The 18,422-nt window shown below is 67.8% G+C and carries 18 protein-coding genes and 1 tRNA gene; 7 read left to right on the top strand and 12 right to left on the bottom strand.

What is annotated here, in order from left to right:
• Positions 1-44 precede the first annotated feature (44 nt).
• Together ACFWAY_RS03605 and ACFWAY_RS03600 are read left to right on the top strand one after the other, a co-directional pair.
• Entirely contained in the window at positions 45-1,934 is a 1,890-nt protein-coding gene (locus ACFWAY_RS03605; protein WP_378509825.1) for a glycosyltransferase, read from the top strand.
• Positions 1,931-3,454, top strand: coding sequence for a mannosyltransferase (locus ACFWAY_RS03600; protein ID WP_378509824.1), 1,524 nt, complete (start codon positions 1,931-1,933; stop codon positions 3,452-3,454). Before ACFWAY_RS03605 ends, ACFWAY_RS03600 begins: the two co-directional genes overlap by 4 nt.
• Here the strand turns inward: ACFWAY_RS03600 and ACFWAY_RS03595 are convergent.
• The 6 genes from ACFWAY_RS03595 to ACFWAY_RS03570 form a co-directional block, all read right to left on the bottom strand.
• The gene (locus tag ACFWAY_RS03595; RefSeq protein WP_378509823.1) at positions 3,426-4,301 is read right to left on the bottom strand and encodes a class I SAM-dependent methyltransferase; all 876 of its coding nucleotides are present in this window, start codon (positions 4,299-4,301) and stop codon (positions 3,426-3,428) included. The two genes, ACFWAY_RS03600 and ACFWAY_RS03595, sit on opposite strands and share 29 nt — an antisense overlap.
• A gap of 64 nt (positions 4,302-4,365) precedes the next feature.
• Positions 4,366-5,448 (bottom strand): ribosome small subunit-dependent GTPase A, encoded by a 1,083-nt coding sequence (rsgA, locus tag ACFWAY_RS03590; protein WP_378509822.1) that lies wholly within the window; start codon positions 5,446-5,448, stop codon positions 4,366-4,368.
• Between the two features lie 158 nt (positions 5,449-5,606).
• Positions 5,607-6,518: a glycosyltransferase gene (locus ACFWAY_RS03585; protein WP_037228110.1), complete on the bottom strand. Its 912-nt coding sequence runs from the start codon at positions 6,516-6,518 to the stop codon at positions 5,607-5,609.
• Positions 6,515-7,411 carry an ABC transporter ATP-binding protein gene (locus ACFWAY_RS03580; protein ID WP_378450838.1) on the bottom strand — a complete coding sequence of 299 codons (897 nt, stop codon included), beginning with the start codon at positions 7,409-7,411 and terminating at the stop codon, positions 6,515-6,517. The genes ACFWAY_RS03585 and ACFWAY_RS03580 overlap by 4 nt, the downstream gene beginning before the upstream one ends.
• A gap of 11 nt (positions 7,412-7,422) precedes the next feature.
• A complete protein-coding gene (locus ACFWAY_RS03575) occupies positions 7,423-8,295 on the bottom strand; it encodes an ABC transporter permease (RefSeq protein ID WP_378450837.1) in 873 nt (290 codons plus the stop codon).
• Positions 8,296-8,343: 48 nt separating this feature from the next.
• A complete protein-coding gene (locus ACFWAY_RS03570) occupies positions 8,344-8,928 on the bottom strand; it encodes a bacterial proteasome activator family protein (protein ID WP_378450836.1) in 585 nt (194 codons plus the stop codon).
• A gap of 132 nt (positions 8,929-9,060) precedes the next feature.
• Between ACFWAY_RS03570 and ACFWAY_RS03565 the strand changes: the two genes are divergently transcribed.
• Entirely contained in the window at positions 9,061-10,263 is a 1,203-nt protein-coding gene (locus ACFWAY_RS03565) for a cysteine desulfurase-like protein (RefSeq protein ID WP_378450835.1), read from the top strand.
• Between the two features lie 93 nt (positions 10,264-10,356).
• On the opposite strand, the gene ACFWAY_RS03560 is transcribed toward ACFWAY_RS03565, so the two are convergent.
• Positions 10,357-11,352, bottom strand: a complete 996-nt coding sequence (locus ACFWAY_RS03560) for an NAD(P)H-quinone oxidoreductase (RefSeq protein WP_378450834.1) — start codon at positions 11,350-11,352, stop codon at positions 10,357-10,359.
• Between the two features lie 123 nt (positions 11,353-11,475).
• Between ACFWAY_RS03560 and ACFWAY_RS03555 the strand changes: the two genes are divergently transcribed.
• A complete protein-coding gene (locus tag ACFWAY_RS03555; protein WP_378450833.1) occupies positions 11,476-11,958 on the top strand; it encodes a MarR family winged helix-turn-helix transcriptional regulator in 483 nt (160 codons plus the stop codon).
• Positions 11,959-12,000: 42 nt separating this feature from the next.
• Positions 12,001-12,088: transfer RNA gene (locus ACFWAY_RS03550), tRNA-Ser, on the top strand.
• Positions 12,089-12,142: 54 nt separating this feature from the next.
• Here the strand turns inward: ACFWAY_RS03550 and ACFWAY_RS03545 are convergent.
• From ACFWAY_RS03545 to ACFWAY_RS03530, 4 genes are read right to left on the bottom strand one after another with little or no spacing between them, the layout of a single operon-like run.
• Entirely contained in the window at positions 12,143-12,505 is a 363-nt protein-coding gene (locus ACFWAY_RS03545) for a TfoX/Sxy family protein (RefSeq protein ID WP_378450832.1), read from the bottom strand.
• 3 nt (positions 12,506-12,508) lie between these two features.
• Entirely contained in the window at positions 12,509-13,300 is a 792-nt protein-coding gene (locus ACFWAY_RS03540; protein WP_378450831.1) for a VOC family protein, read from the bottom strand.
• 24 nt (positions 13,301-13,324) lie between these two features.
• A complete protein-coding gene (locus tag ACFWAY_RS03535) occupies positions 13,325-14,308 on the bottom strand; it encodes a TIGR03086 family metal-binding protein (RefSeq protein WP_378509821.1) in 984 nt (327 codons plus the stop codon).
• Complete coding sequence (locus ACFWAY_RS03530) at positions 14,308-14,622, bottom strand: ArsR/SmtB family transcription factor (RefSeq protein WP_378450829.1); 315 nt, start codon at positions 14,620-14,622, stop codon at positions 14,308-14,310. The genes ACFWAY_RS03535 and ACFWAY_RS03530 overlap by 1 nt, the downstream gene beginning before the upstream one ends.
• 94 nt (positions 14,623-14,716) lie before the next feature.
• Here ACFWAY_RS03530 and ACFWAY_RS03525 point away from each other — a divergent pair, with 94 nt between their 5' ends.
• Together ACFWAY_RS03525 and ACFWAY_RS03520 are read left to right on the top strand one after the other, a co-directional pair.
• On the top strand, positions 14,717-15,349 hold the full coding sequence (locus ACFWAY_RS03525; RefSeq protein WP_378450828.1) for a maleylpyruvate isomerase family mycothiol-dependent enzyme: 633 nt from the start codon (positions 14,717-14,719) through the stop codon (positions 15,347-15,349).
• Positions 15,350-15,651: 302 nt separating this feature from the next.
• Positions 15,652-16,653, top strand: coding sequence for an alpha/beta hydrolase (locus tag ACFWAY_RS03520; RefSeq protein ID WP_378450827.1), 1,002 nt, complete (start codon positions 15,652-15,654; stop codon positions 16,651-16,653).
• A gap of 9 nt (positions 16,654-16,662) precedes the next feature.
• Here the strand turns inward: ACFWAY_RS03520 and ACFWAY_RS03515 are convergent, their stop codons facing one another.
• Positions 16,663-18,366 (bottom strand): bifunctional metallophosphatase/5'-nucleotidase, encoded by a 1,704-nt coding sequence (locus ACFWAY_RS03515; protein WP_378509820.1) that lies wholly within the window; start codon positions 18,364-18,366, stop codon positions 16,663-16,665.
• Positions 18,367-18,422 lie beyond the last annotated feature (56 nt).

Genomic DNA, 18,422 nt, shown 5'->3' with positions numbered 1-18,422 from the left:
TGGCGCGGTCCAGCCCACCTCTCGCGGGGAACAGTAGGAGCACTATGAACGAGTCTGCGTCGGTAGCACCTGTGGACGGGAGCACGGCCGCGGTACGGAGTGCTCTCACCGAGCATCGCGCACCCGACCGCCTCGTGGTGGCGCGAGGTCTCTTCACGGGACCGACCACCCGGGTCAAGGACGACCTGTACGCCAGGATCGTCAAGGGCCGCGCCCACCGCGAGCGCTACGTCGTGCACCTCGAGAAGGGCGCGACGGTCGACACCGACACCTACTTCGGCCGGTTCGCGGCCAGCTACTACCAGCGCTGGACCACGGTCACCGACGTCACCGTCGGGTTCCACCACGAGGCCGACGGGCGCGCCGTGGTGGCGCTGCGCGGCTCCGATTCGGGCGGCAACTCCCGCATCCTCGCGACGACGGACATCGACGGCTCGGGCACGGCGACGCTGTCCACGAAGCTGGACGCCTACCTCGACGGCGGCTCCCTGTGGGTCGAGTTCACCGCCGTCGACGGCCCCCTCGCCGTGAGTGAACTGGAGTGGACCGTCGCCGCGCCGCCGGTGATCCGTCCCGCCGCGATCGCGATCTGCACGTTCAACCGCGCCGACGACTGCGCCGAGACCGTCGCCGCCATCGCGAACGACTCGACGATGTCGTCCGGCATCGACGCCGTGTACGTGGTCGACCAGGGCAGCGACCACGTGTCGGACCGGGAGAAGTTCACCGAGGTCGCCGAGATCCTGGGCGACAAGCTCGTCTACCTGCGGCAGCCGAACCTCGGCGGGGCCGGCGGATTCACCCGCGGCATGTACGAGGTGTCGGGCATCAACGAGCACGCCAACCTGATCCTGATGGACGACGACATCCTGTGCGAGCCGGAGTCGATCCTGCGGATGAACGCATTCGCCAACGTCACCACGGAGCCGACGCTCGTCGGCGCGCAGATGCTGTACCTGATGAACCCGGAGCACCTGCACGTCAGCGCGGAGGAAGCGGACCTGTCGAAGCTGAAGGCGGGCCGCTGGGCGGCAGGGTCGCGGCACGACATCAATCTGCTCAAGAAGAAGCAGCACAAGCGCGTCGACGCCGGCTACAACGCGTGGTGGTCGTGTCTGATCCCCGCCGAGGTGGTCGCGCAGATCGGGCTTCCGCTGCCGATGTTCTTCCAGTGGGACGACATCGAGTACGGCATCCGCGCCCGCGCGGCCGGGTTCGTCACCGTCACGCTGCCCAATGCCGGTGTGTGGCACGCGGACTTCCACTGGAAGGACCGCGACGACTGGGCCAAGTACTTCAGTATCCGCAACTCGCTGATCGCTGCCGCGCTGCACAGTGACTTCGACGCCAAGTCGTTGAGCACGCGGATGGCGCGGGAGATCACCCAGTATCTCGTGTCGATGCAGTACGGGCTGGCGTACACCATGATTCGTGGTATCGAGGACTTCCTCGAGGGCCCGAAGGTGCTCGAGGACGGCGGTCAGGCCGTGCTGGCGTCGATCCGGGAGGAGCGCAAGCGGTTCCCCGAGACCGTCAAGCATCCCGCGACGAACATTCCCGGTGTCCGCAACTCCGACCTCGTCACCCGGTACGCCGGTTTCGAGCCGGACAAGAGCAAGATCGACCTCGTCCTCGCCAAGCGGGCCGCGTACCAGTGGCTCGGCCGCACCCAGCACGGTGTCGCGAGTATCCCTGTGGCCGAGGCGCACTGGTGGCACGTGTCGCTGTTCGACACCGCCGTCATCACCGACGCCTCCCAGTCCGGGGTGCGGGTGCGCCGCCGCGACAAGGAGACGGCCCGTGAGCTCACGGCCCGGACCGCGAAGCTGATGAAGCGGTTCCGCGAGGACGCGGCGTCGACGCAGCGCCAGTACCGGGACGCGTTGCCGCAGCTCACCAGCCGGGAGAACTGGGCTCGCCTGTACGGTAAGTGACGTTGGCCGGACCGTTGCAGGCCCGCGATATACGTGGGCTGCTCCGGGATTCGTTCCTCGTCTTCGCTGTCGGTGTGGTGCTCGGCGCGGCGTGGAGTTGGCGTCCGTCGTTCTGGTACGACGAGGTCGCGACGCTGTATTCGAGTCAGCGGTCCCGGCCCGACCTGTCGAATCTGCTCGGCCACATCGACGCCGTGCACGGGCTGTACTACGTCGGGATGCATTACTGGTTCGCGGTGTTCGGTGCCTCGGAGTTCTCGGCGCGGTTCCCGAGCGCCCTGGCCGTGGGCGCGGCGGGCGCAGGGGTGGTGGTGCTCGGTGCGCTGATCTCGACCAGGCGGGTGGCGGTGCTGTCCGGGATCCTGTTCGTGATCCTGCCAAGCGTCACGTGGGCTGCCGCGGAGGCCCGCGGGTACGCGGCCACAGCTGCCGCCGCGGTCTGGCTGACCGTGATTCTCCTTGCGGCACTGAGGTTCCGGCGCTGGTGGCTTTGGGCGCTGTACGCTGCCGGCCTGGCAGTGTCGATCGTGTTGTTCGTCTACCTGATCACCCTCGTTCCCGCGCACCTGCTGACGATCCTGCTGCTGCGCGAGGCCCGGCGGTCCTGGCTCGGATGGACGACGGCCACGGCCGCGGGGGCGGTGGTCGCGGCGCCGTTCGTGGCGCTGGTGCGCCGGGAATCCGTCCAGGTGGCGTGGATCCCGCCGCTCGACGACCATCTGCCGCGGGCCGTCGCCGAGTACCAGTGGTTCGTCGGCGCACCGTGGTTCGCGGTGCTGTTCGCCGTCCTGGTGGTGGCCGGGTTCGTGGCGCTGGTGCGCGGTCACCGGCTGCCCCCGGTGCTGTCCGTCGCACTGCCGTGGATCGCGGTGCCGATGGCGGCGCTGCTCGCGTATTCGCTCCTGCGCAGCCCGGTGTATCTCCCGCGGTACTTCACGTTCACGACGCCCGCGGTGGCCCTCGCCGGCGGACTCTGCCTCGCTGCCCTGACCCGGAAGTGGTGGCAGTCCGCCGCGGTGCTCGCTGTGTTCGCGGTGGCCGCATCGCCGAGTTATCTTCAGCAGCGCGAGCAGTGGGCGAAACCCAGCGGCATGGACTTCAGCACCGTCAACGGTTTCGCCGTGGAACACCTCCGCCCCGGCGACTGCGTGCTGTTCGACAAACCGGCGTGGAACCCCACGTCACTGCGACTCGTGAAGAACGTGCGGCCGGAGGCATTCGACGGCACCCGCGACATCGGGCTCGGAATCACGGCCGCGAGCAGGGGGTCGCTGTGGGACGACGAACTCGCCGTCCCCGACGTCGCGGGCGCGCTCGACTCGTGCTCCGTGGTCTGGTTCTTCACCGACTACGAACGCGACAGCGAGCGCATCATCCGGCACACGTCCAACGAGGTGTGGACGCTGCCGCCGTTCCACTTCGAGACCACCGAGGCGTTCGCCGCGCTCGCGCGGTCCGGACTGCGGATCGACGAACGCGCGACGTTCAACGTCACGCAGGCGGTGAAGTTGGTGCGGTGATCCGCGCGACCACCTGCTCGTGGTTCGCGGTGTAGCTCAGGTACTCGAAGCCGATGCCGGTGCGGTCGACGAACTCCGTCCACGCCAGGTACTCGTGCTCCTGCCAGCCCGGGAAGTTGAAGAACTCGTCGAACACGATCACCGTGCCCGCGACCAGCCGATGTTCGAGCCGGTCGAGCACCGACTTCGTGGACGAGTACAGGTCGGCGTCGAGGTGCACGAACGACACCGGTCCCGGGTGCTTCTCGAGGAAGCCCGCCAGCGTGTCCTCGAAGAGTCCGGGCACCAACTGCGCGCCCCGCACCTGCGGCAGTTTCTCCTGCGCGAACTCCCCGGCCGGGAATCCGGTGCGCCACGTCTGCGGCAGACCGGAGAACACGTCGAACCCGAACACCTCGTGCTCGGCGTCCTTCAACTGTTCGACGATGATCCGGAGCGTGGTGCCCGACGCCACCCCGAACTCGAGGGCCAGCCCCTCGACCTCCACCTGCGACAGTCCGTAGCGTAGCGTGTCCTGCGGATTCCAGAACACGGGCGCCTTCGGCATGTGTTCGAGCACGAACGCCGCGGCCTCCTTCGTGGCCCGCACGTCCAGCGCCTGCGTGATGTCGCGGCGCGCCTGCTGCTCGAGTTCGCCGAGCCGCTGCTGGACGTCGGAGATCTCCATGCGGGCATCGGACAGCTCGGACAGCACCCGCGCGAGTTCCTGATTGGTCGCGCTCAGCTCGGCCAGGGTCTGGTCGTGCTGGTTCTCGACGAGCTCGCGGGACCGCCGATCCGATTCGGCTACCACCTCGGACATGGCACGTTGAAGCTTGAGACGGGCCTTTCTCCGAAGATCGAACATATACCCATGTTGCCAGTCCGCATCCCGGCTCACCGCTCGAACCGGGATGCGGTTCGGACCCGTGTCAGTGACCGCGACTGCGGTACATCTGCCGTTGCCAGCGGGCGATGCTCTTCCACTCGCGTTCGCGCTCGGCCCGCAGTCTCGCGTCGGTGCGCGACGCGATCCACCCGTTCTCGCGAATCAGTTTGCGGTAGCTGGCAAGCCTGCGCTCGGGCAGTTCGCCGCGCTCCACCGCATCGAGCACCGCGCAACCGGGTTCGGTCCCGTGCGAGCAGTCCGCGAACCGGCACCGCGCCGCGAACTCCTCGATCTCGGGAAACGTCTTGTCGATGCCGTCGGCGGCGTCCCACATGCCGACACCCCGCAGTCCCGGCGTGTCGATCAGGGCGCCCCCGTAGGGCAGCGGCAGGAGTTCACGGTGCGCCGTCGTGTGACGTCCCTTGTGGTCGCCCTCGCGGACGCGTCCGGTGGCGAGCACGTCCTCGCCGAGCAACGCGTTCGCGAGCGTCGACTTGCCCGCGCCGGACGGTCCGATGAGCGCGACCGTCCCGTCGATCACGGCGGTGAGGACGTCGATGCCGTCGCCGCTCTCGGCGCTCACCGCGAGCACGGTCGCACCCGGCGCCACCGCTGCCACCTCCGCGGTCGCGAGGGAAACATCCTGCACGGTATCGGATTTGGTGAGCACGACCACCGGCTGGGCGCCGCTCTCCCACGCCAGGGCCAGCAGGCGTTCGATGCGTCCGAGATCGAGGGCGGTGTCGAGTGCCGCGGCGATCACCACCGTGTCGACGTTGGCCGCGAGGAGCTGGCCCTCCGACCGGCCGGACGCGGACGACCGGACGATCGCGCTGCGCCGGGGGAGCAGGTCGGCGACGGCGATCTCGTCGCCGTGACGGTGAAGCGTCAACCAGTCGCCGGTGCAGAGCGGGTGCTCGCCGGCGAGTGCGCGGACGATGCCCGCGGGCGCGGCGACGTCGCAGCGACCGCGGTCCACGCGGATCACCCGCCCGGGTTCGCGACCGTCGGCCGGATAGTTGTCGAAGGTATCGGAAAGTGTGTCGTTCCAGCCGTAGGGCAGGAGTTGTCCAGGGTCGAACATGGTGGGTGTGATCCTCGGGTCGATGAGTGCCGACCGGACCACTGCACGGGTTCGGTCAGGCGAGGGGGAAGGGGGAGTGGACGCATACGGCGTCGACCGACGAGACAGTCATCGAACACTCACTCCTTCGCAACATATCGGGATCTTTTCGACCGGAACCCCACGATGCTCCCACCCGGCGGAACCCGGGCGCAACCGAATTACGGCCGCTCGAACCGCTCCTGACGGCCCAGCTTCCGCAACCGCATCCACTCACGCAGACCCTGCGGATCGCGCCGCGTGACGAGGAAATACCACCCGAACCGCACCCACTCCTGCGGCAGCAGCTTCCGCATGCCCGGCTGGGACAACAGATAGCCGCGATTGCGGTACGTGAAGAACCGTTTCGTCTCGTTGTCCGGGTACTGCGTGTGCATCCGGCCGCCGAGGATCGGCTTGAACTCCTCCGCGCCGTTCGGGTGCACGTACGCCGTCTGCAGGCAGGTGCCGAACGGCAGCCCCGACCGCACCAGCCGGCGATGCACCTCCACCTCGTCGCCGCGGACGAACAGGCGCAGGTCGGGAACGCCGACCGTATCGATCGCCGACGCGCGGAACAGAGCGCCGTTGAACAGCGACGCGATACCGGGCAGCAGGTCGGCGGAGTCGTCGCCGTCGGCGAACAGTTCGGAACGCAGCCGTCGCCACTCCACACCGCGGCGCAGCGGGAACGCGAGACGGTCGGGGTCGTCGATGTCGCAGACCACGGGGGAGACCTCGGCCAGGCCGTGCCGCTGCGCGCAGTCGAGCAGCGTCTCCAGGACCTTCGGTCCCTCGGGCCGTCCGTCGTCGTCGGCGAGCCACACCCAGTCGGCGCCGAGCGAGAGGGCGTACAGGATCCCCAGCGCGAAACCGCCGGCGCCGCCCAGATTGTGCTGCGAACCGAGGTAGCTGGTGGGGATCCCGGATGATTCGACGAGCTCACGCACGTCGTCCTCGGCGGCGTTGTCCACGACCACCAGATGGTCCAGCGGACGCGTCTGCGAGCCGAGGACCTTCAGCGATTCCGCCAGCAGTTCGCGGCGCTTGTGGGTGACGACGACACCGACGATCCGCTCGGCAGCAGCGCTCACGCGGACTCCGCCTCGGCTTCCGCGGCCGTGCGAACGGGACGCTCGTTCGATCTGTCGCTACGGGCGTCCCGTTCGGCCGAAGCGGTGATCCCGGACTTCTCCCGGTCCAACTCGTAGATGACGTGGCGGACGTGGTCGGCGGCGTCGTCACCCTCGTACGCGCGGACGACGTCCTCGATGCCGCCCTGCTGCCGGATCCGACCGTGGTCGATCCACATGGCCGTGTCGCAGAGCTGGGCGAGGAACTCGTTGGAGTGGCTGGCGAACACCAGGATGCCGGAGCGCTCCACCAGCGCCTGCAGACGCACGCGCGCCTTCTTCATGAACTCCGCGTCGACGGCGCCGATGCCCTCGTCGAGCAGCAGGATCTCCGGGTCGATGCTGGTGACCACACCCATCGCTACGCGCACGCGCATACCGGTGGAGTACGTGCGCAGCGGCATCGACAGGTATTCGCCCAGCTCGGTGAAGTCGGCGATCTCGTCCATCTTCGCGAGCATCTGCTTGCGGGTCTGCCCGAGGAACAGTCCGCGGATGATGATGTTTTCGTAGCCGGAGATCTCGGGGTCCATGCCCACGCCGAGGTCGAAGACCGGGGCCACGCGGCCGCGGATGCTTGCGCTGCCGCGGGTGGGTTCGTAGATGCCGGACAGCAGCCGCAGCAGCGTCGACTTGCCTGCGCCGTTGTGGCCGACCAGGCCGATCCGGTCGCCTTCCTTCAGCGACAGGTTGATGTCGCGCAGGGCCTCGACCACCACGACGTCCGAATTGTTGCGCCCGATGGATCCGCCGGCCTTGCCGAGGAACGCCTTCTTCAGCGACCGGGACTTGGCGTCGAAGATCGGGAAGTCGACGCAGGCGTCCCGCGTCTCGATACTCACGTGTTCTGTCATTGATCAGACCCCTAAACCCAGTAGGGCACACGGGCCCGGTACTTGCGAAGCGCGAGGATGGCGGCGGTCCATCCGACGACGGTGATGGTCAGCACGATGTACCAGTGGTACGCCTGCTGGTCCTGACCGATCATGGGGGCGCGCACGATGTCGAGGTAGTGGAACAGCGGGTTCAGCTCGGCGAGCTTGACGCGCTCGGCGGCCTGCCCGCCCTGCGCCTCGAGGCTCTGCGTCGTCCACATGATCGGGGTCAGCACGAACAGCAGCAGCGTCATGCTGCCCAGGATCGGCGCGATGTCCCGGTACCGGGTGGAGAAGATGCCGAACATGATCGACACCCACGCCGCGTTGACGACGATCAGCGCGATCGCCGGGATCGCGGCCAGCGACATCCAGGTCAGGTGCCGCCACACCCCGAACGCGAACAGCATGATGACGTAGATCACGAGGTTGTGGGCGAACAGCAGCAGTTGCCGCCACACCAGTCGGTAGACGTGGACGCTCAGCGCCGACGGCAGCTGTTTGATCAGCCCCTCGTTGGCGATGAACACCTCGGATCCCTCGAGGATGCTCGCGCTGATCAGGTTCCAGACGATCAGACCCACGGTGACGTACGGCAGGAACTCGTCCAGCGGGATGTCCAGCAGGGCGGAGTACAGGATGCCCATCGCCGCGGCCTGCACACCGGTCGCGATCGTGATCCAGAACGGGCCGATCACCGACCGGCGGTAGCGCTGCTTGATGTCCTGCCAGCCGAGGCTCAGCCACAGCTCGCGCTGAGCGAAGCCGTCCCTGAGGTCCTTGAACGCGCGACGGAAGGTCTGCGAATCGGACGTCGGGAGCGGGCCGCCTGCGGCCTCGGTTTCGATAGCGGATGCTGACACGGGCACCGAGCCTACCGGGAGTCGAGTTCCATGCTGTTTCGCCCGTTGCTACAGGTACTGGCCGGTACCGCTCGACTGCGACCCCGGATCGTTGTTGTGCGCCCCGTGCGGGTTGCCCATGCTGATGCCCGGAGGCAGGGCTCCCTGACGCATCTGCTCGAGCTGCGAGCGGGCCGCCATCTGCTGGGCGAACAGGGCCGTCTGGATGCCGTGGAACAGTCCTTCGAGCCACCCCACCAGCTGCGCCTGCGCGATGCGGAGTTCGGCATCGGTGGGGACGGTGTCGTCGGTGAAGGGCAGCGTGAGGCGTTCGAGTTCGTCGCGCAGCTCGGCGGCGAGGCCCTGCTCGAGCTCGCGGATCGACGACTTGTGGATCTCCTTCAACCGGTTGCGGCTGGCATCGTCGAGCGGTGCCGCGCGCACCTCCTCGAGGAGCTGCTTGATCATGGTTCCGATGCGCATGACCTTGGCCGGCTGCTCCACCATGTCGGCCACCGACTCCGTGCCGTTCCCGTTCTCGACCCCCGCAGTTTCGGAGCCGTCGGGCTTGGCCGCGGCCTCGGCGACGGGGATGGCCATGGGCTGACCGTCGGGGCCGATCACGACGACGTGTTCATTCTCCGAGTTCGTCATGCCTCCATCTTGTCTGTTCCCGCTCGGCAGTGCGAAGGTGCGTCCGATTTGGGCCGTTCCATCTTTGTTGCACTCCACAACAATCGATGGCTGGCTTCGACCGTATTGACTTGGGGTCTTAGAGTGTCGGGCATGGCTTACGACGTTGCCCGCGTTCGGGGACTCATCCCCTCACTCGGCGACGGTTGGATCCATCTCGATCCGCAGGCCGGCATGCAGATTCCGGACGCGGTGTCGCGGACTGTCTCCACGGCCTTCCGGGCGTCTGCCTCTTCGTCGACCGGGCGACATGTGTCCAGCCGGCGCAGTGCGGCGGTACTCGATGCGGCCCGAGCAGCCGTCGCCGACCTGGTCGGAGGCGATCCCGCCGGGGTCGTGCTCGGACCCGACCGATCCGTTCTCCTCGCCTGGCTGGCGGAGTCGCTGAGCACGCGACTCGGCCTCGGAACCGGGCTGGTGCTCTCCCGCCTCGACGAGGAAGCGAACGTCGCGCCCTGGCTCAGAGTCGCCAGCCGCTACGGCGCCCAGGTGCGGTGGGCGGAGGTCGAGATCGAGACGTGCGAACTCCCCAGCTGGCAGTTCCAGGACCTCATCACCACCACGACGCGTCTCGTCGCACTCACCGCCGCCTCCCCGATCGTCGGCTCGGCGCCCGACGTCCGCGTCGCCTCGGACCGCGTCCACGAAGTCGGTGGACTGATGGTCGTCGACGCGATCGGCGCCGCCCCCTACGCGCACGTCGACATCAACGAACTCGGAGCGGACGTCGTCGCCGTCGGTGCCACCTCCTGGGGTGGACCGCAGGTCGGGGCACTCGTCTTCCGCGACCCGACCCTCCTCGACCGCATCCCCGCCGTGTCGCTCAATCCGTACGCGCGGGGTGTCGAACGTCTCGAGGTCGGGGTGCACCAGTTCGCGCTCCTCGCCGGCCTCACCACGTCGATCGACTTCCTGGCGAATCTCGACGAGTCGGCTACCGGTTCCCGGCGTCAGAAGCTCGAGGCGTCCATCAGCTCGCTGCAGAACTACCAGGACACCCTGTTCGACCACCTCATGTCGTCGCTGAAGCGGCTTCCGCAGGTCATGGTCATCGGGCGCTCGCCCAGCCGGGTTCCGGCGCTCAGCTTCACCGTCGCCGGAGTGTCGGCCGACAAGGTGGCGTCGCACCTCGCCGACAAGCGCATCGCCACCGTCAGCGGCGTCCACGGCGGCTCTCGGCTGCTCGATGCACTGGGCGTCAACGACGAGGGCGGCGCCGTCACCATCGGTCTCGCGCCGTACACCACCCGCCACGAGATCGACCAGCTCGTGAAGGAGCTCGCCACCCTGGGCTGAGCAGACTCGCCGCCCTGCTGCGCCCGATGTGACATCGGTTCCGCCCAAGTGGACGAATGTCACATCGGGCGACGACGACAGCCGGGCAGACCGTCAGTTCCGCGGGATCGTCAGGATCACCTTGCCGACGGTGTCCGCCGAGTCCAGCAGTTCGTGCCCGCGCGGCGCCTCGGTGATGGGCAGTTCCGCCGAGACGATGGGATGGACCGCGCCCTCCGCGATGAGCGGCCACAGCCGCTTGCGGACGTCGGCGACGATGTCGGCCTTGCCCTCGTGTCCCGACTCGGCCCGCCCCCGCAGTCCGGCCGCCGTCACGTGGCCGCGCTTGGACAGCAACTTGCCGAGGTCCAGTTCGCCCTTGCGGCCGCCCTGCATGCCGATGACGACGAGCCTGCCGTCGGCGGCGAGCACGTCGACGTTGCGGTCGAGGTACGAGCCGCCCATGTTGTCGAGGATCACATCGGCGCCGTGTCGGTCGGTCGCCTTGCGGATCTCGTCGACGAAATCGGCTTCGCGGTAGTTGACGAGGATGTCGGCGCCGAGTTCGCGGCAGCGCGCCAGCTTCTCCTCGGAGCCGGCGGTGACGGCCACGCGGGCCCCCAGCGCGACGCCCACCTGAATGGCGTGCGTGCCGATGCCGCCGCCACCGCCGTGCACCAGCAGCACGTCGCCGCGGGACAGTCCGGCGCCCATCACGACGTTCGACCACACCGTGCACGCGACCTCCGGCAGTGATGCGGCGACGAGCAGGTCCACCCCTTCGGGGAGCGGGAGAAGCTGCGACGCGGGGACAGCCACCTTCTCCGCGTATCCGCCGCCGGCCAGCAGCGCGCACACCTGGTCGCCGACGGACCACCCCGACACTCCCTCGCCGAGTTCGGCGATCGTGCCGGAACATTCGAGCCCGAGGACGTCGCTGGCTCCGGGCGGTGGGGGATAGAACCCCTGACGCTGCAACAGGTCGGCGCGGTTGACGGCCGTCGCGGCTACGTCGAGGAGGACGTGACCGGGTGGAAGTTCCGGGTCCGGCTGCTCCGCCCACTTCATGACTTCGGGGCCGCCCGGTTGATCGATCGTGATCGCATACATGGGGACGACGCTAGCGAAATGCGTCGGCGCCCGGTGGCGGTGAGCGATCACAGCGGCGCGTTCGGCGTTTCCGGGGACCGCACGCTACTGGAAAGTAATGTCTCACTACTAGACTGTGAACCTGTGACAGCAGAAACCTCCGACGCCGAAGCCGCGACCAACTGGTTGACCCCGGCCGAGATGCGCGCCTGGCGCGGTTACATGGACGGCAATCAGCGGCTGATGGACGTCCTCAACCGGGATCTGCAGGAGAAACACGATCTCTCCCTCGCGGACTACCGCATTCTGGTGCTGCTGTCCGAGTCGCCGGACGGTTCGCTGCGCATGAGCGACCTCGCGGACGGCGTCCTCTCCTCCCGCAGCCGCCTCACCCACCAGATCCGGCGGATGGAATCGCAGGGCATGGTCACCCGCGACACCTGCCTCGAGGACGGCCGCGGAGTGCTCGCCGTCATCACCGACGAAGGCCGCGCCCGGCTGGCCGAAGCGGCCCCCACCCATGTGGCCGGGGTGCGCAGCAACCTCGTCGATCTGCTCACCAAGGCTCAGCTCAAGGTTCTCGCCGAAGTGTTCGAACGCGTCGACAAGGCGATCGGCGACCGCTGACCGGTTGCCCGCCGGCGCCTCCGTACCGATAAGATCGCCCACGGAAGCGTGGCAGAGCGGCCGAATGCACTCGCCTTGAAAGCGAGCGTCGTGAAAGCGACCGGGGGTTCAAATCCCTCCGCTTCCGCCAACGACCGGCAGCCCTGATCTGGTTTCTTTCCAGGTCAGGGCTGTTGTCGTATCTCTACCTCTTCCGGGGTTTCGGCTGCTTCGGCGGCAGTGCGCCGATCTCGGCGATCGCGCGTTCCACCCACGGTGTGGCGCGGTCGGGGGTGCCACGCCACCGATCCGGCAGGGCGAGATACTCGCGCAGCGGCTTTTCTCCCGGACCGAACGGGCCGACGCCGTCCGACGACGCCAGCTCGTCCTTCGCCTGCTCGGTGAGGAACCTCAGCCCGACTTTCGGTCCGAGGAGCCCGGCGAACATGTTGCCGTTGACGAACGCGCCCAGGTTGCCGAACATCGGCTTCACCTCGACACCGGGGGTGTCGGGAATCAGCGATCGGAAGAACTGTTTGTCCTCCTCGGAGGGTTTGGGCATCTTCACGGCCTACTGATCCTGACGTTCCTCGGGCGTCATGATGCTGAAGATCGCGCCCTGCGGGTCGGTGACAGCGGCCATGCGGCCGACGGTGGGGATGTCCATCGCTTCTTCGACGATCGTGCCGCCGAGTTCGACGACCTTCGCAGCACTGGCGTCGACGTCCTCGACCGCGAAGTACACCCGCCAGTGGTTCGGCGTGCCGGGCGTCATCGGCTCACCGCATCCACCGACCTGATCGTCGCCGACCTCCAACAGCGTGTAGGTGTACTCCGGTCCCATCGGCATCTTCGACGAGGTGATCCCGAAGACGCTGTTGTAAAACGCGAGCGCCTTGTCGACGTCGCCGGTGTTCAGTTCGTTCCACAGGCATGTGCCCGGGTCGCCGACGAGGGTGGCGCCGATGTGCTTGTTCGCCTGCCACAGTCCGACGGCCGCCCCGGTGGGGTCGGTGACGAACGACATGCGGCCGGCTTCCCCCACGTCGAACGCCGGCATCAGAACCTGACCGCCTGCGCCGGGGACCTTCGCGACCGTCTCGTCGACGTCGTCGACTGCGATGTAGGTGTTCCAATTCGCCGGCGCCCCGGCTGCGGCCGCGTCGGGTTGTAGTGGCGCAATCGCGGCCACGTTCTCGCCGCGCACGGTGGCCATCGAATAGACGGGGCCCTCGGGCATCGGCCGGTCGTCGTACTCCCAGCCGAGCAGTTCCGAATAGAACTTCTTGGCCGCGTCCTGATCGCTGGTTTGGAGGTCTACCCAGCTCGGTGTTCCCTGGGCGTATTCCGACTTGGTGGGCATGACTGGACCTTTCCGTGTGAGGTGTCAGGCCGCCGGGACGGGGTGGCGGCCGGTGTAGGCGATGAGCCGGGTGACCGCGTCGCTGGTGTGCGGGGCCGGTACGGGGTCGTCGAATCCGACGACCTTCCTGCCTTCGGGCGTGATGATCTTGTGTGTCAGCGACAGCACGTATTCGGCGAGAGGCTCGGATACCGCCACCTCAACTCCGGTCGCTGCCGCGAAATCCCAGGCGTGAACGAGGAATTCGATGGAGAGGATCCCGGTGGCGACAGTGGCGGGGATGTCGTTCGGCCCGATCGTCACCGTGCCGTCCAGGCCGCGACTCCGCCACGCCTCCAGTGCAGGTTGGGCGAGGTCGGCGATTCTGGCCTCGACGGGTTTGCCGGGGTCGTCGTCGAACGTCGCGCCCGCCGCGCCACCGAGGGCCGTGATCGAACCGACGAGATGATCGGCGAGCTGCGAGACGGTGAACTCGGTGCACGCCGTCTGCTTGGACATGTCCTCGGCCGTGACGTCGCGCAGGACACGTTGCACGACCGCCAATGTCGCCTCCGCACTGGACAGTTCGTCGAGCGGATCGGGTACGGCCGCCCAGTCGTCGGGTCCGGCGTCGCTCTTCTGCGCGGCGGCGACGAGACGGTCGAGGTAGTGGTTCCAGCCCTCCGCGTGGCGGACGGCCTGTTCGTTGGTGAGCCCGTCGTGCACGAGTCGCACCTCGGTCCCGCCTGCGGTGGGGGTCAGGGTCACCGTCACGGTGGACGCTCCCGGTGGGAGTTCGTCGTCGCCTTCCCATCCCCACGTGTACACCACCCGCTTGCCGGGCACGATCTCGCGGAAGGTGCCCGCGGCCGAATGTCCGGGAACGACGGTCCACCGGTACTCGCCACCTGCCTGCAGGTCGACGCGGGCCGCGACGGTCTGCCATCGCCGCAAGCGTTCCGGTCGGGTGACGAGGTCGAACGTGGCGTCCGGGTCCAGCGGGACGACGACGGTCTTGTCGAATGGCATCAGCTGTCTCCTTTGGAAGCTGCTTCGTCGGTGGCGTCCGCGACGAGGCGGTCGAGTTCGTCGATCCAGAAGGAGTCGAACAACATGCGGAGTTGCGCGAGTCCCTGCGGGTCGAGCCGGTAGTACCTGAAGCGTCCGTCCTTGCGAGCAGTGACCAGCCCGGCCTCGGTGAGCACCCGGAGATGTTGCGAGATCGCCGACCGGCTCGCGGGGAAGTGTGCGGCGAGGTTGTTGACGGTCTGTTCACCTGATGTCAGCAGTTGCATGAGGCGTCTCCGGGTGGGCTCAGCTGCGACTTCCAACTGATCGAGCACGATCCATACGTTAGTCGTGACTAACACGTTGTGCAATGGGTCTCGCCGCAGCGGTCGTGAGGTGGGAGAATTCATAGCGACGAGGGAGTGAGAAATGACAACGTCAAGCCCCTGGCCCACGATTCACGACGAACGCCGCGCACTGGTGGACGACCTCGAACCGCTGACCGATACACAGTGGTCGACGCCGTCGCTCTGCGAGCGGTGGACTGTGCGGGACGTGTTCGCGCACATGACGGCGACGGAGAAGATGACGCCGCCGAAGTTCGTCGGAAAACTCGTCGGGTCGGGATTTCGGATCAACACCATGTTCGACAAGGACATCGCACACGAAGAGGAAGGAACACCGGCGGAGTCGCTCGACGAGTTCCGGGCGCACATGAGTGACTCCACGCATCCGCCCGGCCCGATCGACGCCATGCTGGGCGAGATGATCGTCCACGCCGAGGACATCCGCCGACCGCTCGGCATCGCACACGAGTACCCGATGGACGCGGTCGTCCGCGTCGCCGACTTCTACAAGAACTCGAACCTGCTGATCGGGTCGAAGTCCCGGGTCGCGGGACTGACGCTGCGGGCAACCGACACCGACTGGACCACCGGATCGGGGCCCGAGGTCTCCGGCCCGATGCTGGCGCTCGTGCTGGCGATGACGGGTCGCCGCGCCGCCCTCGACGAACTCGGCGGCGACGGTCTCGACCAGCTGAAGTCCGCCCTGCCCAAGTAACGGTCCGGCATCCACAGCCGCACCCCTCCCGCGCCGTATCCGGGCGCGAGAAGGGGTGCGGCTGTGTGAAACGGGTGCCCCTGCCGAGGTCGGATGAGCCGGGACAACCGATCGAAATCCCTGCTCACAGGGTTGGGCGCACCCAACGGTCGAGCGCCTCCCCCCGGCCGCGAACTGTGGTGACTACAACGTGATCACGCTGGAGCACACAGCTGTCACAAAACCTCTAAGCTCTTGTTGACCGGACGCATTTTGTACTGTGCAATCGGGGTCCACACAGTCCGGGGAAGAGGGATTTCTTTATGCGTCGCGAAGCAATGGCTGCCGTCGGTCTGGCAGTGTCACTGACCCTCATGGGGCCGGCGTTCACTGCTGTGGCCGACCCGGCACCTGCTCCGGTCGCGCCTCAGGGAGGTGGCGTCGCGAGCGTCGACAAGATCGTCCCGCTCACCGGCACCCGCAGTGCCGTCTTCATCAATTCCCCCGCCATGGGCCGCGTCGTGCAGGTGCAGGTGCTGCATCCCGCCGGCGGCGGGTCGAGGCCGTCGCTGTACCTGCTCGACGGGGTCAGCGCGGGGGCCGAGTCGGACTTCCGGGAGAGCACCTGGACGCAGAAGACGGACGTGGTCCAGTTCTTCGCCGACAAGAAGGTCAACGTGGTGCTGCCGGTGGGCGGCACCGCCAGCTACTACACCGACTGGCAGGCGCCCGACCCCACGCTCGGTGTCAACAAGTGGGAGACGTTCCTGGCCAACGAACTCCCGCCGATCATCGACAAGAACTTCAGCGGCAACGGCGTCAACGCCGTCGCGGGTGTGTCGATGGGCGCGATGGGCGCCGCCAACCTCGTCACCAGGCATCCGCAGCTCTACCGCGGACTCGCCGCCTACAGCGGATGCCTCGACAACTCCCAGCCCAGCTCGCGGGACTCGGTGCGGGGCACGGTGGCGTTCAAGGGCGGGAACCCGGCCAACATGTGGGGTCCCGACACCGATCCGGCCTGGACCGCTCACGACCCCTCGGTGAACGCCGAAGCCCTGCGCGGCAAGCAGATCTACATCTCGACGGGCAGCGGGCTCCCCGGACCGTACGAGATCAGCGGTGACATCGCGTCCACGATCGCGGTGGGCGGACCCCTCGAGGCGGCGGCGAACGTCTGCACGCAGACGTTCCAGCAGCGCATGACCCAGCTCGCGATCCCGGCGACGTTCGTCTACCGCCCCGTCGGCACGCATTCGTGGCCGTACTGGCAGGACGAACTGCGCACCTCGTGGCCCGTCCTGAAGAGCGCGCTCGGCGTCTGATCGGCGTCCCTATCCGGCGACGGTGATCCGGTCGGTGTTGGGTGGCGTCACCGGTGAATTCGTCCCCAGATATGCCGTGAAGGCGTCGAGGTCGCAGCCCGCGTGCACGGCGTCGGCGCGGACACGGAAGGCGTCGAAGCCGTCGCCGCCGTCGGCGAGGAACTTGTTGACGGCCACCCGGTAGGTGCCCTCGGGGACGACGGCGTCGCCGTTTACCCGGATGTCCGAGATGCGTTCGCCGACAGTCGCCGAACGGTTCATGGTGTACGTCAGCGAACTCGACGGGGCGAGGATCCGTTCCGTGATCGTGCCGTCTCCGCGCGGCTGGAACTGCTGCTCCAGCGCAGTTTTCAGGGTCGCGCCGGTGACCGTCAGGACCTCGAGGGTGTTGCCGAAGGGTTGAGCGGCGTAGGTCTGCCCGTATGTGACGGCGCCGTCCGGGCCGCCGCGCAGCAGATCCTCGCGGAGTCCGCCGGGGTTGGTGAGTGCCATCTGGGCGCCGTGCCCGGAACCCGCCGCCCACTGGGCGTCGGCGACGACGTTACCGAGGGTGGACTCGCCGCTGCGGGTCTCGTCGCGGGTGAGGTCGCCCGTCAGCGACGCCACGCGCGCCGCACCGATCTCGGAGGCCCGGGCGGCGGCATCGTCGGCGAGCGCCTGGATGTCGGGGTCCGACGGGATGTCGTGGGTGACCACCTGATTGAACGCGGACGCGCGGTCGCGCAGGACGTCGCGGGTGGTGCGGTCGATCGACACGTCGACCACCGAGACGATCCGGCCGTGCGACGCGCCCTGCATCATGACGCGCGGGTTCCCCATCGGGTCGGGAAGCGAGCAGTTGTACTGCTGGTGGCTGTCAGCCGTGAAGATGACGTCGACCTTCGGGGACGCGCGCAGCGCGAGATCCCGTGCGGGTCCGGACGTCACCTCGCACGAGTTGGGACCGTTGTCGGCGGCGGGTTCGACTCCCTTGTGCATCAGCAACGCGATGGCCCGCACGCCGAAGAAGTCGAGGAGATCCGCGGTCCGGTCGACGGCGGCGAGTTCGTCCGTGAAGCGCAGCCCTCCCACCCCCTCCGGGGTCACCATTGTTGCGGTGTCGGCGGGCATGGTCGCGATGACCCCGACCGGGATTCCCTCGACGTAGTTGACGGTGAACGGCAGGGTCGCGGGCGCGCCGTCGTCGAATTCCATGTTCGCCGCGAGGAGCGGGAAGTTCGCGCCCTCGAACGTGTTTCCGAACCGGCAACCGTCGATGGGATGGCAGCCACCGGTCTGCATCCGCCGGAACTCCGTGTATCCCTCGTCGAGTTCGTGATTGCCGATCGCGGACGCGTCGACGCCCATCCTGTTGAGCAGCTGCACGGTCGGTTCGTCGTGGAACATCGCGGATTCGAGCGCCGACGATCCCCAGTTGTCACCCACCGAATACAGCAGTGAATGGGTCGCCTGGCCGCGCAGCTGGTCGACGTACGCGGCCAGGTAGGCGGCGCCACCGGCGGGGACAAGTGAGCCGTCGGCTTGCTTCACCTGGCTCCGGACGCCGGGCGGCGGTTCGAGGCTGCCGTGGAGGTCGTTGAAGGCGAGGAGCCGGACGGAAACCGCAGCGTCCTGCGCCTGCGCCGCGGACAGCCCCGACGTCACCGAGATCGCCAGCGCCATTGCCAGTCCGGCAGCCGGCACAGCGGTGCGGAGCGCGGCGCGGCGACGCATATGGGGGCTCCCTTCGGCAAAACCTCACTGAGTCTGCCAACAAGGAGTCACGGGCG

The sequence above is a fragment of the Rhodococcus sp. NPDC059968 genome (assembly GCF_042738615.1).
GTDB lineage: Bacteria > Actinomycetota > Actinomycetes > Mycobacteriales > Mycobacteriaceae > Rhodococcus_F.
The sequence above is the reverse complement of the archived record's forward strand: the minus strand, read 5'-3'. Positions and strand labels throughout refer to the sequence as shown.